The organism is [Borrelia] tanukii, assembly GCF_030439725.2.
Lineage (GTDB): Bacteria > Spirochaetota > Spirochaetia > Borreliales > Borreliaceae > Borreliella > Borreliella tanukii.
Genome location: NZ_CP179584.1, coordinates 1 through 14,412 on the forward strand (window position 1 = coordinate 1; position 14,412 = coordinate 14,412).

Annotated in this window: 18 protein-coding genes and 3 pseudogenes; 20 read left to right on the forward strand and 1 reads right to left on the reverse strand. The window is 27.9% G+C overall.

Going from position 1 to position 14,412, the window contains the following annotated elements; all coding sequences use genetic code 11:
• Window positions 1-52: 52 nt before the first annotated feature.
• From QIA27_RS05590 to QIA27_RS05660, 15 genes and pseudogenes are all read left to right on the forward strand, one after another.
• Window positions 53-1,146, forward strand: a pseudogene (locus QIA27_RS05590) (DUF759 family protein); the annotation flags it as partial.
• An 83-nt stretch (window positions 1,147-1,229) separates the two neighbouring features.
• Window positions 1,230-1,367 carry a hypothetical protein gene (locus QIA27_RS05595; protein ID WP_418906325.1) on the forward strand — a complete coding sequence of 46 codons (138 nt, stop codon included), beginning with the start codon at window positions 1,230-1,232 and terminating at the stop codon, window positions 1,365-1,367.
• 24 nt (window positions 1,368-1,391) lie between these two features.
• A pseudogene (locus QIA27_RS05600) lies at window positions 1,392-2,004 on the forward strand (DUF792 family protein).
• Window positions 2,005-2,164: 160 nt separating this feature from the next.
• Window positions 2,165-2,993: pseudogene (locus QIA27_RS05605) on the forward strand (DUF693 family protein).
• A gap of 13 nt (window positions 2,994-3,006) precedes the next feature.
• Entirely contained in the window at window positions 3,007-3,558 is a 552-nt protein-coding gene (locus tag QIA27_RS05610) for a DUF777 family protein (protein ID WP_418906326.1), read from the forward strand.
• A gap of 29 nt (window positions 3,559-3,587) precedes the next feature.
• Window positions 3,588-3,920, forward strand: a complete 333-nt coding sequence (locus QIA27_RS05615; protein WP_418906327.1) for a contractile injection system sheath initiator — start codon at window positions 3,588-3,590, stop codon at window positions 3,918-3,920.
• Window positions 3,917-4,795 (forward strand): DUF276 domain-containing protein, encoded by an 879-nt coding sequence (locus tag QIA27_RS05620; protein ID WP_418906328.1) that lies wholly within the window; start codon window positions 3,917-3,919, stop codon window positions 4,793-4,795. Before QIA27_RS05615 ends, QIA27_RS05620 begins: the two co-directional genes overlap by 4 nt.
• Window positions 4,796-4,800: 5 nt before the next feature.
• Entirely contained in the window at window positions 4,801-5,406 is a 606-nt protein-coding gene (locus QIA27_RS05625; RefSeq protein WP_418906329.1) for a DUF735 family protein, read from the forward strand.
• Window positions 5,407-5,414: 8 nt separating this feature from the next.
• Window positions 5,415-6,230 carry a DUF685 domain-containing protein gene (locus tag QIA27_RS05630; protein WP_418906330.1) on the forward strand — a complete coding sequence of 272 codons (816 nt, stop codon included), beginning with the start codon at window positions 5,415-5,417 and terminating at the stop codon, window positions 6,228-6,230.
• 72 nt (window positions 6,231-6,302) lie between these two features.
• A complete protein-coding gene (locus QIA27_RS05635) occupies window positions 6,303-6,509 on the forward strand; it encodes a BlyA family holin (RefSeq protein WP_418906331.1) in 207 nt (68 codons plus the stop codon).
• 3 nt (window positions 6,510-6,512) lie between these two features.
• Window positions 6,513-6,860, forward strand: coding sequence for a BlyB family putative holin accessory protein (locus QIA27_RS05640; RefSeq protein ID WP_418906332.1), 348 nt, complete (start codon window positions 6,513-6,515; stop codon window positions 6,858-6,860).
• Window positions 6,850-7,185: a BlyB family putative holin accessory protein gene (locus QIA27_RS05645; protein WP_418885638.1), complete on the forward strand. Its 336-nt coding sequence runs from the start codon at window positions 6,850-6,852 to the stop codon at window positions 7,183-7,185. Before QIA27_RS05640 ends, QIA27_RS05645 begins: the two co-directional genes overlap by 11 nt.
• Window positions 7,178-7,531, forward strand: a complete 354-nt coding sequence (locus tag QIA27_RS05650; RefSeq protein ID WP_418906333.1) for a BBA14 family lipoprotein — start codon at window positions 7,178-7,180, stop codon at window positions 7,529-7,531. Before QIA27_RS05645 ends, QIA27_RS05650 begins: the two co-directional genes overlap by 8 nt.
• Before the next feature lie 100 nt (window positions 7,532-7,631).
• The gene (bdr, locus tag QIA27_RS05655; RefSeq protein WP_418906334.1) at window positions 7,632-8,165 is read left to right on the forward strand and encodes a Bdr family repetitive protein; all 534 of its coding nucleotides are present in this window, start codon (window positions 7,632-7,634) and stop codon (window positions 8,163-8,165) included.
• 139 nt (window positions 8,166-8,304) lie between these two features.
• The gene (locus tag QIA27_RS05660; RefSeq protein WP_418906335.1) at window positions 8,305-8,790 is read left to right on the forward strand and encodes a hypothetical protein; all 486 of its coding nucleotides are present in this window, start codon (window positions 8,305-8,307) and stop codon (window positions 8,788-8,790) included.
• 130 nt (window positions 8,791-8,920) lie between these two features.
• On the opposite strand, the gene QIA27_RS05665 is transcribed toward QIA27_RS05660, so the two are convergent.
• Complete coding sequence (locus tag QIA27_RS05665; protein ID WP_418906336.1) at window positions 8,921-9,958, reverse strand: ERF family protein; 1,038 nt, start codon at window positions 9,956-9,958, stop codon at window positions 8,921-8,923.
• A 378-nt stretch (window positions 9,959-10,336) separates the two neighbouring features.
• On the opposite strand from QIA27_RS05665, the gene QIA27_RS05670 reads away from it, so the two are divergent.
• From QIA27_RS05670 to bdr (QIA27_RS05690), 5 genes are read left to right on the forward strand one after another with little or no spacing between them, the layout of a single operon-like run.
• The gene (locus tag QIA27_RS05670) at window positions 10,337-11,434 is read left to right on the forward strand and encodes a plasmid maintenance protein (protein WP_418906337.1); all 1,098 of its coding nucleotides are present in this window, start codon (window positions 10,337-10,339) and stop codon (window positions 11,432-11,434) included.
• 9 nt (window positions 11,435-11,443) lie between these two features.
• The gene (locus QIA27_RS05675; protein ID WP_418906338.1) at window positions 11,444-12,022 is read left to right on the forward strand and encodes a DUF226 domain-containing protein; all 579 of its coding nucleotides are present in this window, start codon (window positions 11,444-11,446) and stop codon (window positions 12,020-12,022) included.
• Entirely contained in the window at window positions 11,998-12,780 is a 783-nt protein-coding gene (locus QIA27_RS05680) for a ParA family protein (protein ID WP_418906339.1), read from the forward strand. Before QIA27_RS05675 ends, QIA27_RS05680 begins: the two co-directional genes overlap by 25 nt.
• A 16-nt stretch (window positions 12,781-12,796) precedes the next feature.
• On the forward strand, window positions 12,797-13,357 hold the full coding sequence (locus tag QIA27_RS05685; protein ID WP_418906340.1) for a chromosome replication/partitioning protein: 561 nt from the start codon (window positions 12,797-12,799) through the stop codon (window positions 13,355-13,357).
• 12 nt (window positions 13,358-13,369) lie between these two features.
• On the forward strand, window positions 13,370-13,987 hold the full coding sequence (bdr, locus tag QIA27_RS05690; RefSeq protein WP_418906341.1) for a Bdr family repetitive protein: 618 nt from the start codon (window positions 13,370-13,372) through the stop codon (window positions 13,985-13,987).
• The last annotated feature ends 425 nt before the right edge of the window (window positions 13,988-14,412 follow it).

The window sequence follows — 14,412 nt, forward strand, 5'->3', positions numbered from 1 at the left end:
CTTAAATTAGAAAAAGAATTGTATGAGTTAATTTTGAGTAAATGAGGGATTAATGAGCGACAAATTCACCATTAAATTTAAGGGCGTTCTTGATCATGCAGCAACAAAAAAGGCTATCGAACAAGATATTACCAAAATGGAAAAATATCTTAAACCTAAAAAATCTAGTTTGGGTAGTACTAAAGATATTGTAAAAATAATTTGTCTGATAAGAAAAAAGAACTAAGCAAACAAACTAAATTTGAAAGCTTAAGAGAGCGTGTTGAGAAATATAGGCTAACACAAACTAAAAAGCTTATGAAACAAGGCATGGGTTTTGAAAAAGCTCGAAAAGAAGCTTTCAAAAGATCTTTAATGTCGGATAGAGATAAAAGACGCCTTGAGTATAAAGAACTTGCAAAAGAATCAAAAGCAAAAAGTAAACTGCTAGCGGCTTCTCAAGGGAAAGGACTTGTTGCCAAAATTGCTATAGGTAGCGCTCTAGGAACTGTTATTGGCAACGCTGTTAGTAAAGCAGCAGGTGGGATTTTTGGTTTTGCGTTTGGTTGGATTAAAAAATCAGTTGAAGAGGTTTCTAAAGCTAGAAAAGCGCAACACCTCAATAGCGCATTTTATACAGAAAAACAACGGGCATTATTTATGGGAACTAAAGATAAGGAAGGGAATATTACCGGGGGAATCCTTAATACTAGAAAAGGATTTGAGCGCAGCTTAGAAAAAGAAGAGTTTCTGCGGCAATTTTCTCTTATTAAGGGGACTCTAACAAGCATGAACCAGTTGACTCCAGAGAGATTAAAACTTACGGGGGAAATGATGGCCGATCTTGTATCTAGCGGTCAAGCTAGCATGCAAGAGGCTGCAGCACTTGTTGACGCGCATATTAGAGGATATGGAAACCTTTATAAAACAATGGAGGGCACAATAAAAGGCGAAAAATATACGGTACAAGCAAAAGATAACTATGAAAGAGACGCTCGGGGCAAAGATTATAACTTTAGATTTAAGAAATTAAAAGAAATAAAAGATGATTACGCAAGTTACGGACTTACAAAACCTGCTGACGAGAAAGAAGAAATTGATATCAAGTTAACCAGGCTTGAGCAATCTCTTATGGATGTGACTGCTGGAGCTATGAAACCGGTGCTTGATGGTGCTTCAGAAATAATTGCCTGGGTCGAAGACTTGATGAAACGTATAGTACAGGGGGCATTACTGGTGTTTTAACCAAAATGGTTACAAGTGCTCTTAGTTCTATAGGTTCTGCAATTGCTGCTGGATTTAGCGCTGCGTGGCGAGGTTTTGTAAGTCTCTTACCGGTAGGGTTACAAAAACTACTAAAAAATTGGGCTATTATTGAGGATTTTTAGTGTTATTTGATAAAAGGTAATTTTATGGACATTATAAATAAAAATATTGACAATGGCGAAAATAAAAAGAAAAGGAAAAGTCATCTCCGGAGAATACTCAATTAATAAGAGATATAACAACCCAAATATCTGCTCTTTTTGGAGCAGACAACTTTTAATGCTATTCCCGAGACTAGATTTAAAAGGTTTTGGGTATGTGCCACAATTGTTTTTTATAAAACCAAAAACCCAGCTAATCTCGCGGTCTTACAACACTAGTTACTCTAAACGCCCGACTATCAACTATTATGATAGAAAAGCGACATACGTAAGCTACAACCCCGTAATGACTGGAGAACATATTTCATTAAACGGTGGAGTACTGACTTCTCTATACAAAGAAATGCTTTCACCACTCAAAAAGACTGTTTTTGGCAATTCTTTACTCCGTTTTGACGCCCACCTTGTAAAAGAACAACTAGCCAACAGACTACAAGCTCAAGTTCCTTTTACTATCTACAGTCCAACTTTTGGATTTAAAGAATTAGCTATAATTACAAATCTTTCGTTTAAGGACACTCCCTTCATTGATGAAGTTGAAGTTAGTCTATCAATGGAAGTAGTGAAAACGTTTACATTAGAAAAATATAAAGGATAATATATGTTAGTAAATCACGATTTTAAAACAGTGTTACTAAGTTATGATTTTAAAATTGAGTTTTATGATGTAGATGAATCAAAAAATCAACTGATGGAACTCCTTTTCCGAAAAAATTCCTAAAATTATAATCAATACACAAGGCGGAATTCATGTTGATATTTCCATATTTAATAGATTATCAGAAGACTTAAATACTGTAAGTTCCAAACAAGCAAAATTGTTCTGTGGAACTTGCCACTAGACTTTACAGACCACATTAAATTCGGAGATATTGTAAAAATATATTATAAGAAATTTGCTTATGAAAAAAATTTGATTTCATAATGGCAGGCACTTTAGAGCACCCCATGAGCACTGATTATCCTGGTGGAGATTTTAGTGTCGAGCTTGAAGTTAAATTATTAACTAATAGCAACTTCTTCAATCGCAAATTGAAGGACAAAGAGGGGAAAGTGGGTAAAAACTTTAAGGGCATGACGGTGCAAGATGCGATAGAGTCTGTATTTCCTAATCGCAATATCATTAACATGAATGATAAAGATAAACTTAAAGTAATCGACAAAAATATTTATGCCTCAACACCAAAAGAGTTTATTGAAAAAATAATAAAAGGAAAATACGTTCATAACGTAATAACTGATGCTGGCTATCATGATTACGAAATTGAATGCAACTTTATATTTACTAATTACAATCAAGAGAGTGAAGATATTCACTATGAGGCATTAGAAGATTATGGACTTGAATTTATACCACAACAAGAAGTTGATATTGAACCTGAATTTAAGACAAGGCGTATATATTGGAACGCTAAAATATTTTATACACATAAACTAAGAGTTGGTGATAAAGTTTCATTTATAGACGGACTAGGAAACATTATAAAAAACACCATATTAGAGACAAGCGCGGGACTTAGCAATACAGGAGAATGTTCATTAACACTTAAGCTATATGACGCCTCTAATTTTGCACCAATGAGATAATAAGGGGGGTAAAATGGACTTAGAGCATATAATTTACAAAATGAACAAGCGCATTTATGGAAATACATTAACACAAGAAGACGTAAAAAATTGGATTTATTCAAATATTTTCATAACTCGAATTGGTACTGTAAAGGAGTTTAAACAGCAAACACAAGAGGCTGTAGTTATAATACCAGAATTTGAAGACTTAGAAATTCAAACAAAAAATATTTCTAATATCAGTTTTGAATTATCAAAAGGTGATACTGTTATACTACTTCAATCAAGCATTAACATTTTTGATAAAAATGATGATATTCATTTTGACAAACATCATTTTTACATACTTAGCGCAATTAGTCCAAAAACTTTAAATTTAATTTCTGATACTGTTAAGATAAAAGCAAATAGTAGAATTGAAATAGCTAACCAAACAACTAGCTTAAAAGAAATTCTAGATAGTATTATTAGCGCTATCAACGGTATAACTATCATAGGAGACGAAAAAACAACTATTAACTATCCAGCATTACAAGCGGTGACCTCTAGAATTTCTGCTAATATCAACAGTTTGTTTAAGTAATTTTTGCTAAATATGGTATAATTATTAGTATGGATTTAAGAATTAGTAATGATTTTAAATTGGTATTTAATAACGATGTATCAATTGTTGATGGAATTGACGAGCAAAAACAAAAACTGTTTTTATTCTTAAAAACATTAAAGGGAAGTCTAAGCTATGCTCCTAATTGGGGACTAGACTACTTCTTGCTTTTGAAACTATTAAAAATTAACAATCTTCAAGCTGTAAAAAACTATTTTCATGAAATATCTAAAGAACTTAACTTAGATATAATAAATATTTCGACTGCTGTAAAAGATCGCAAGGCACATATATCCTTTTTATTCTCCGGAGATATTTTGAATATGGAGTTTAATTTATGAGCATTGTTTTTGATTCTGATTTTGGCATTCTAAAGCGTACAATTAAGGATATAGTACGGGCAAAAAGAGAATACTTACGGATAAATTATGGGATTAACATTGATGATAGTAATAGCTCGATTTACAACATGATTGCATCTTCTTTAGCATTGATTGAAGAAGAAGTAATTAATGAACTTAATCTCTTTTTTTCTAAAATGAAACCCGGTGGTAGCTATTGGTCTGCAATTGAAGAACACATTTCTTCTAAAAGCGCAACTTACAGTGCAGTTAGAGCTGCTTTACTTAATCTTTATGGGGTAGAGTACGCAAACATTAAAAGTTCCGCTGGTAAAGCTAATATATACCTAATTTTGAAAGAAGATTTACTAGACGCTGGTAAAACTACTATTAATAATTCAGAATTTAAAGCAAAACTTTGGGAAACATTGTATCTTACAACTCCTAGTGGCACTTTACTTGAGGGTGATATAGAAATTGATGGACTCAACCCAACTGGACAACGAAAATCTTATAAAATATCACTTGGAAAAAGAAAATATGTTTATATGAAAGTAAAATATAAACTTGACCTTAAAAACTATCTCTACTTAAACATAGACTCTCAAATTAGAAACATATACTCTAGGATTATTTCAAATAACTATTCTGATATGGGAATTAGCTTTGAGTATCAAGACTTTTTTGCGCCCGTTAATGAAGTAAAAGGGATTAAGTTTATGGAAATAAAAGCTTGTGTTAAAGATACAGACACTGAAAGTATTTCAAAAATCAGTGATAGCGATTTTCAAACAAATCAAGATATTACCATTACTGATGATACAATGCTGATTTTCAATACAACTGAACGACTACTTATTGGCATTGATACTTGAAAATTATGAAAATACCTAATTTTTTACAAAACACTGAAGTTCACAAATTTATACGTACAGAATTGGAATACGCACAAACACTGCTTAATGAACTTAAATTCATGAATTCTAACTTTATATCCATTAGTGCAAAAGAAAATGTAAAATCAAGATATATTGCCATATGGCTATCTCAAGTCTTATCAATTTTCTATGCAAAAACTCAAACTTTACAAAGTATTACAACCAACATCAACAGCGTTATTTTTGCTTTACGCCATATTGGCACTGATGAATCGTTTAGACTGATTTTCAAGGCGTTTTTAAATGTAGATATTACAGTTAATACACCAGAAGCCGGTGTTATTGATATCTCACTAAAAGGGACAATAAAAACAAATTTTATTACATTTATTTCCCCTAGCACTGCAAAAGGAAACCCGCTTAGAAAGATATTAATTAGAGAAAAAAAAGATGGATATGCTGCATCTAAAAAGGCTTTAGTATTCAACTCTCTTCCTAAAGGATATGATCATTCAATTTATGCTTTCATAAAAAGGATTATTCCTATTGGTAGAGTTCTTAAAATTAATAATAAAGATGGTGAAAATATTATCACTTTTAATAATTAAGGGGCTTAATGGCTGATGATCAAGAAAAATTACTAATTGATGAACAAGAAACTGTTCAAATAAAAGATTTAAATAAGGTAGGTGTTGTTAACAATGATGATCTTTTACTGCTTGATGATGGAGTTGCAAGTTGCAACGCTATTACTTTTAAAGATTTTTTAAAAACCGCTAAAGACAAAACATTTAAAGGTGAAGGACTTGACTATTTTAAAGAGATAATTAAGTCTACAATCGCTGAAGAACTTGCAGCTGATGAGGAGTTTGTAAAAAAAATTTACGCTAAAATAACGAATAAACTAATTAACAATGACTCTACTAATATTGTAAGCCTTTATTATAAAATCAAGTCATACCTTGAAAGTGGCATGCCATCAGCTACCCTACATTATCATGATAAACTTTTAATAATGTCTCATTCAACAAACACTATTCAAAAAACACCTGTTCCTGAACAAATAACTGGCTTACCATTTGGTTATCATCCTTACAGACAAAAAACTTTAGGTACCACGTTTTATCCGTATGAATACAAGGGTAGTTTAAAAACTATTAATATGGACGATTACGGCGATGTAACTCTTGTTTGCAATAAAAGTCTTGACGATGTTCCCCATTACCTTGATATTGATATTGACATAAAACACCCTAGCAATGGGAGTAAATCATTATACCTAAAGTATTACGATGAAAGTGAAAAAAATCTGGTTTATCTGCATGAGGGCTCCTCTTCAATATCTATTAGGGTCCCTATGTACAAAGGATGGTATGTCCAAAAAAGATCCCTCAGATCAGGAAATCCAATCCCAGTTTATTGCAAACTGTAAACTATTTTAGCAAAAATTACAGTTTTGGTATATAATGTATATATCAAAAAAAATTAAAATGAAGGATTAAAAATGGATATTAAAATAACTGAACTTCTTATTAATTTAAACGAAATTAAACTTATAGCCGTAATGATTTTTGTCACTGTACTAGTTCTAGGAGTGCTAATTCTTCTAAAACCTTTACTAAAAGACATATTATCTATAGTAATAGGCAAGATTTTTAGAAATGGCAATGGCAATGGAAATGGCAACAATCATATTAAAAAACGGGATTAATTTATGAAATTATCTAAAGATAATATTGAGCTTGGACTTACGTCCATATCAAACCTTATTGAAATATTTTCTAAATTTGAAGATGAATTTGATGAGATTGCTCATAAAGGATTTTTTTTAGTTTATGAGCTGTATTCTCATTACAAATTAATCTATAAATCAAATATGGAAAGACTTGAGAATGCATTAACTCCAACAATAGCTAAAACACTAGCTCCAATTAATGAGAAAATCAACAGGTGTATTGATCTAGTTAATTCTGATGAAAAAAATCTAAAAATATCTAATGATCTAAAATTCAATAAGGAAGGAAAACCTATCTACCAAGAGGGGATAAATAATGCAAAATGACACTGTTGGTTTAGGACTTAATTTACTATCTAACTTAACTAATATAGCTAAAAATACTACAAACATAGATGAAAACTATATTAATACTTTTAGTAGGGTAATAGATTTTTTCTACAAAACATATATTGAAACACTAAAATCTATGGAAACAGCCGAATCAATGAGAATATTTGCAGAAATACAAGACATATTAAAATGCAATATTGAGATAATAGAGGCTATTTCTAGTAGTAAAAATAAGAAAATTATCTCCTCATTAAAAGCAAAACGCAATAAGATTATGCGGGAATATATCAACATTCTTAAAAGGAGTGAAAATGCTTAAGCTAGTAAACCCCCTTTTGATTATTTTGCTACTATGCTGCACTACTATTGCTAGCCTACCTGGAGAACCAAAACCGCCAATTATTCAAACACTAGAATCTTTAGCTAAATATGAGGCACAACTATCAGATTATGCTATGTACCTAGTAACATTTTTATCTAAAACAAAATCTAAAGTTAATGACCCAAATTATCCAGAATATACTTATCCGGATTTATCAACACTAAAAGACGAACACTCAATAACTTCGATAAAATATAATATCAAACTACTTTTAGAGTACATCAAAACAACAAAACCCATAGCAAAAAAAGTCTATAATCAGTATTCGAAGTTAAAAATGTAAATTACAAAAAGAGTGTTCTTGCAAGAACTTATAATTCATATATAAAAATATTTAAAGCTAATTAAAATAGTGTATAATATGGCTGTAAAGGGAAATTATTATGAAACCAGCGCTAACAAACAATGCAAGTGTAAGTGAAGAACAAATATATAATGAGTTTATTAGACTAGGGATGGAACAACTAATAGCACAAGATTTATCTAAAAGATATTATCATAATGAACTTACCTATAGAGATTTAGAAAATTTAGAAAAACAATTTGGTTTAAAGTTTGATAATCTTGATTTTAAAATTGATACTGTTAAAAATGAGCTCAATACCAAGATAGATAATGTAGAAAAGAATTTAAAACAAGATATGTCTAATTTGGCACAAGATCTTAAAAAAGATATGCAAATTAATACTCAATTATTATTAGAAAAGATGGAAATTAACAATAAATTATTATCGGAAAAAATGGAAATTAACAATAAATTATTATCGGAAAAAATGGAAATTAACAATCAGTTATTATCAGAAAAACTTAAGGTGAGCAACAGAATAATAACTATTGCCGCAATAGTAGTAGTCCCTATTGCTATATCTATAATAACGACTGTTGTCATAGCGCTAATTACTAAATTTTTTAAATAGAAATTACAAATAGTCCTCGAAATATATAATTTATCATTTTCAAAGAATCCTATTAAAAACAGAAATTCACTAATAATTGTTTATCCAATATTTAGTAGTAATAATTAGTTAATTCAACATTACTTATTTGGAGACAATAATGAAACATTTACTATTTAGTATTCTAATTTTTGCAAATATTAATCTTTATGCTAACTTTTTAAACAATTTAACAAAAGAAGAACAATCTGCTTTTAAATTTGTTAAAGATACTTTAAAAAATCCAAATTTAGATTTTGAAGCCAATGAATTTTTTAAAAATGTAAATACTGATTTTATGAAAATTGAATACAATGAAGACTTTATCATTAAATTCTTTAATGATCTTGGCAAGGAAAAAACTAAAACATACTTAAACACCTTATACAAAACACTAAACCTTCCTAAAATAAAAAATGAAAAAGATTTCCAAGATATTATACGTGTGGTAGTCTATTTTACCATTTACAAGCAATTAAGGCCTAAAACTAAAGAATTTTATGATAATAGCTTGTTATTATTCAATTTGGTCAATTCCTTAGCAGAACAAGATAATATTTTTTCCGGGATTTTTATGATTATAATTCTGCTACAATCCATGTTTTGATCCTTAAAAACAACAATATTTCTAAATATAGGATCTATAATTACAAAAACAAACTTATTTGTGACCTAAAATGTCACACCTACAAAGCAGAGCCCCCAAAATAGGGGGCTCTGCTTTGTAGGTGTAACTGCTATGCTGCAAATATATAATCAAATTGTTTATCTTCTTTTAACGCGACAAAGAATAATAACAGGCTGTTGCCATAATTAGTCTTCTTATACTTCATAAAGTTATCAAAATCTTTTAAATCCTTTGATCTATTATTTTTCTTGCAATAGTCTTTTATAATCTCCGACCAATAGTTTGGGCTCTTAAAATCACTACCCTTGATATACTCGGCTAAATCGTCTTGAATTTTATTGATATCATCAATATTGTTAGGGTCTATATTCTGAAGAAAATTTATTTTTTGAATAATTGAGTTTATATTATCTTTTATTTCGGGGTCATTTACCCAATTTTTTATGTTAGACAACGCTTCTTTAAAAATTCCATAACGATAAAACCAAGGTTTTATCTGATTTTGATTGCTGCCGTTTCTTTGCTCTAGATTAATATCTTTTTTCTGGTTTTGAATAGTGTTGTTTTTTTGTTCAGAATTATTGTCTTTTCTTTGATTGTAATATCTCTCTTGTTTTTGTTCTTGCTTTCGATTAAAACTAACTTGCTTATTAGGCATATAATTATTGTAATTAGGGTCTGCATCGGTATCCATTTCACTTTCTACCATGAGAAATGAAGCTAACGCGTACCTTTTGGTATAAGTAATAGCTGAGCCAAATCGATGATACACTGTATTTGTAACTTTAGTACTATTTTCATCATCATTATCATTGAATTGTAAATTTTCTGTAAACATTGGTGTATCAAAAGAAAATTCATATCTAGTACTTCTGCTGAAAAATGTAGTCCTAATAACGTGCTCCTTTTGACCATCTACATATTTAGAAGTTGGATATTGCCATAAACAAATATCTAAATTATGATTTTTAATAACGTTTTTAATTTCTTTAGCTATTTCGTTATAATTCTGATACTTATAACCATATCCCTGAAGATTTTTATCAATCCCTGATAAATTTATAATTAGGGTGTGCATATCTTTTTTGAAGTCTATTTCTGCTTGTATATTATTTTGCATATCTTGATTATTATTTGTTAGTGACATAATCGTCAACCTCCTTATTTAGATTAATAATAATTATATAGCAAAAACTATTTTTGCCAACTTTTTAACAAAAATTTTTGTAAAAAATTAGGGCTTAGCTAGATTCTCTACTAAAAGAACTAAGCTAAACCCTTTTTATTATTTTCTTGCAAATTATCTAAATAAGGTAGGTAAACACATGAAAAAGTTTCCCTACGATATTTGTAGTATAGTCTAACTTAGAATGAAAATCAATTTTCTTTTACTAAATTATAAAAAGTGTATTCAATTAATGAGATTAATAATTAGAATTTAATATTTTTTTAGAAAAGTATTTACTTTTAATTCAAAATTTTGCATTATATTATTAATAATTATTAATCTAAATAAGGAGAAAACATGGAAGATGTTTCAACCAATAAAAAAATCCCAAATTGCCACAACAAACACCAACGCAAATTAATTGTTCTTATTTCAACACTAGCCTACGTAAACATAAAATATCCAAAATATACCCAAAAAAATATACTATATTACTTTAATAAAAATCTTAAAAAAAATGGTCAAGATACTGTTACGCTAAAAACATTGCAAAAATATCTTTATAAATTAGAAAAAGAAATAAAAGTTACATCAAATTACCACAAACACCTGGGGGTAAATTGTGGGACTGAAATTTACTATAAACTTATTTATCCCAAAAAAGAGTGTTACTTTAAGATAAACAAATTCTTTGAAGAAAAAAAACACTCAAGATTTAAAAAAAGAGTTGAAAACCACTATTTGGACAAATCCCCTTTAAGGGGGAGTGTAAATTTGGGGGAGTGTTTAAGTAATAAAAATAATAATATAAAAGAAGAAAGAAATAAAAAAATAGAAAATTTTCAAGTAATAAACTATTACAATAAATGTAACTTTAAAGATAAAGAATTTCTTCTAATTTTATTAAACTTAGATATTAGTAAAGATAAAAAAATTGAAATAATTAAAGCTTTAAAAAGATTTGAAATTAAAACAACAAAACATAAAAATGTACATTTTAACAAAAATTCTTTAAAAGAAAAGCAAAACAAATTGAAAGAAACTTTAAACAATACTCAAAAAAAATTAGAAAAAAACGGGTATAATCCCAAACATCTGGAAACAAATTTCCAAAAAATATATGAAAATTATAAATTTAAACCCCATTTTATCATTGAAAATCACAAATATAACGATTTAAGCAAAATAATACGCAAATTAGAAAAATCAATTGAAATAAATCGGGAAAATTCACAAAAAGATTATGAAAATTTAAAGATAAACACTTTCAATATACTTATTGAGCGGCTAAAAAATGTGAAAGAAATTGAAGTTTTAAAGCCAATTATAAAAGATTATTTAAATAGCAAAAAGAAATTAGAATACAATAAAGTATTTAACACGTATTATAATGATTTATTAGAGATAACAAGAAATTCTTTAACACCAAAAGAATTTAGCAAAAGGGTTATATAAGGATTGAATATGGAAACTGCACCTGAGCCAATAAAAAAGGGTAAATGTAAAGTTGAGTGCAAAAATAAAGATAGATTTATTTTAATTGAGAAAGAAAATGGTAAAGCAATGTATCATACATCAATAATGATGGATTTATACAAATTTGGAGTTTATGAGAATAAAAAAAAGAGTAAAAAGAAAAGAATGGAATTTCGAGTATCATTAAGGGCATTATTTAATGGAGAAAGAATTGTTCAAGAAACGCATTTATACCCCATTAAAGAGGGGGACAAATTTTTGGGAATTTTTTACGGATTTAGAAAACCAATTAAAAAGGCTTTTGTAAAGTATGAAATAAACGGAACTAGAAAATCTTATGGATTTGCAAGGGCATATTATATGGAAGTTAGATTTAAAGCAGGCAGCGTTTTCTTTTATTTTAAGGGATTATACCGCTTATTATATAAAGAAAGAATGAATAATCATTACAACAAAATATTATTTAGTATGTTTGCAGATTTAGAAAAACAAGTATATGAATTTTATGGGAAAAAATACCCCGAACAAGGACCACTTACGAAATGGATAATAAAAAACCTAAAATAATAACAATTGCATCAATTAAGGGCGGTGTTGGTAAAAGCACCAGCGCAATAATATTTGCAACTCTTTTGGCCCAAAAATATAAGGTATTATTAATAGATATAGATACCCAAGCATCTACTACTAGTTATTTTTATAAAGAAATTGCAAATAAAAAGATTAACATTGTAAGTAAAAATATATATAGAGTATTAAAAGAAAAATTAGATATAAATGATGCAGTTGTTAATATAAAAGATAATTTAGATTTAATACCAAGTTATTTAAGTTTGCATAAATTTTCAAGTGAATTTATACCCCTTAAAGAATTGAGATTAAAAGATAATTTATTTTTTTTAAAACAGAATTACGATTACATAATAATGGATACTAATCCTAGTTTAGATTTTACTTTATCAAATGCTTTAATAGCCAGTAATTGCATAATAGTGCCAATGACAGCAGAAAAATGGGCAGTAGAAAGTTTAGATTTATTAGAATTTTATATTAAGAATTTAAAAATAAAAATTCCAATTTTTATTTTTATAACAAGATTTAAAAAAAATAATACTCATAAAGAGTTATTAAAACATGTTGGATCCAAAAGAGGATTTTTAGGGATTGTTCATGAGAGAGAAGATTTAAATAAAAAAATTACTGGCAATGATGAGTTTGATATGACTAAAGATTATATTAATGAATATAAAGAAGCATTGTCAAAATTTTTTAATATGTATGAAAAATATATTATAAAAGGCTGTTCACAATCTGAACAATCTTGAAATAAAGGAGGTTTTTGTGAAAATAGAATTAAACAAAAGAGTTTTATCAGAAGAAATAGATCCAGATATGGAAAAAAACGTTGTTACTGATGAAGATGCAATTGCTCATTATAATTCTTTAAAGGATAGATTGAAGGCTAATTTTAGGAAAGAAATATTTCATAAAGTTGACAATATTAGAATTTTAAAAGAAATAAAAGACAATGAATACTATAAGTTAGATGGATATAAGAGTTTTTTTGCGTTTGTAAAAGATTATAATATAGCAAGAACTCAAGCGTATAATTATTTAAAATTAGCAAATGCTTTGCAAGAGGGACTTATTAAAGAAGACTATGTAATAGAAAATGGTATTCACAATTCTCTTGATTTAATACAAGATAAAGAAAGTCCAACATTTAGAAAATCAAAAAAAAATCCAATAAAGCCGTTAAGATTTCAGCTTAAAAGTCAAGAAAGTTATGATTTTTACAAAAGTAATGCTAAATTCACTGGATTTTTATTAGACAAATTATTTAATAATGAAAAAGAAATGATTAAAAAAATTATGAAAGAATATAAACAATTAAAAGGATAATACGGAAATTTTATGAACAATTTAGCGTACAGAACATATAACATAGAAAGTATAAAAAATGAATTTTTAAACATAGGTTTTAGTGAAGAGGCAATAGATTTTGTTTTTCTTCATAATGATAATTACAACTTTGAATATTTAAAAGAGAAATTGATTGATGTAGAAAAGAATTTACAAAAGGATATATCTAATTTAGATGTTAAGATAGATTCTGTTAAAAACGAACTTAATACTAAAATAGATAATGTAGAAAAGAATTTAAATACCAAAATAGATTTTGTAGAGAAGAATTTAAATACTAAGATAGATAGTTTAGATACTAAGATAGATAATGTAAAAAATGAACTTAATTCCAAAATAGATAGTTTAGATACTAAGATAGACAATGTAGAAAAGAGCTTAAATGCCAAAATAGATAGTGTAAACGATAAGATAGATATTGTAGAGAAGAATTTAGAAAAAGATATATCTATTTTAAATACCAAGATTGACACTGAAATAAAGAATTTACGCAAAGATCTTAATATGGGGAACAGATTAATACATTTTATGATATTAACAGCAGCAATTCTTGGGCCAATTTTAAATGCTTTATTTATGAGATATTTACAATATATAAATAATACATAATTTGTTTTTTTCAAGCATTATATCATCATACCGATGAACATTATTAGAAAATAACATTTTATTTTTGATCTATTCCAAATTAAAACTTATTTGAACTTTTTAACAAAAGAACTTAAATAAGTTTTTGTTTTGTAAAAATCTAAATTTATTTTAATTTCAAATTGGCGGTCACACTGAATTTTTCGTTAAGAAATTAATAAAAACAGTTTTTGATATTTTTTTATTATAAATTATATTAATTATATTTTTTCTGAATTTTTTACGTTTTCAGCCTTTTGGTGTTGGCTTAACTGATTTTTCTAATAAGAGAATTAGTTAAGCTTTAAATTTTTTTTAAAAAACTTGACAAAAACAATTTTTGTTATATAATCTATTTACAGATTATATTTTATGTGTATTTTTCCGAATGTCTGCTGATTTCGGGT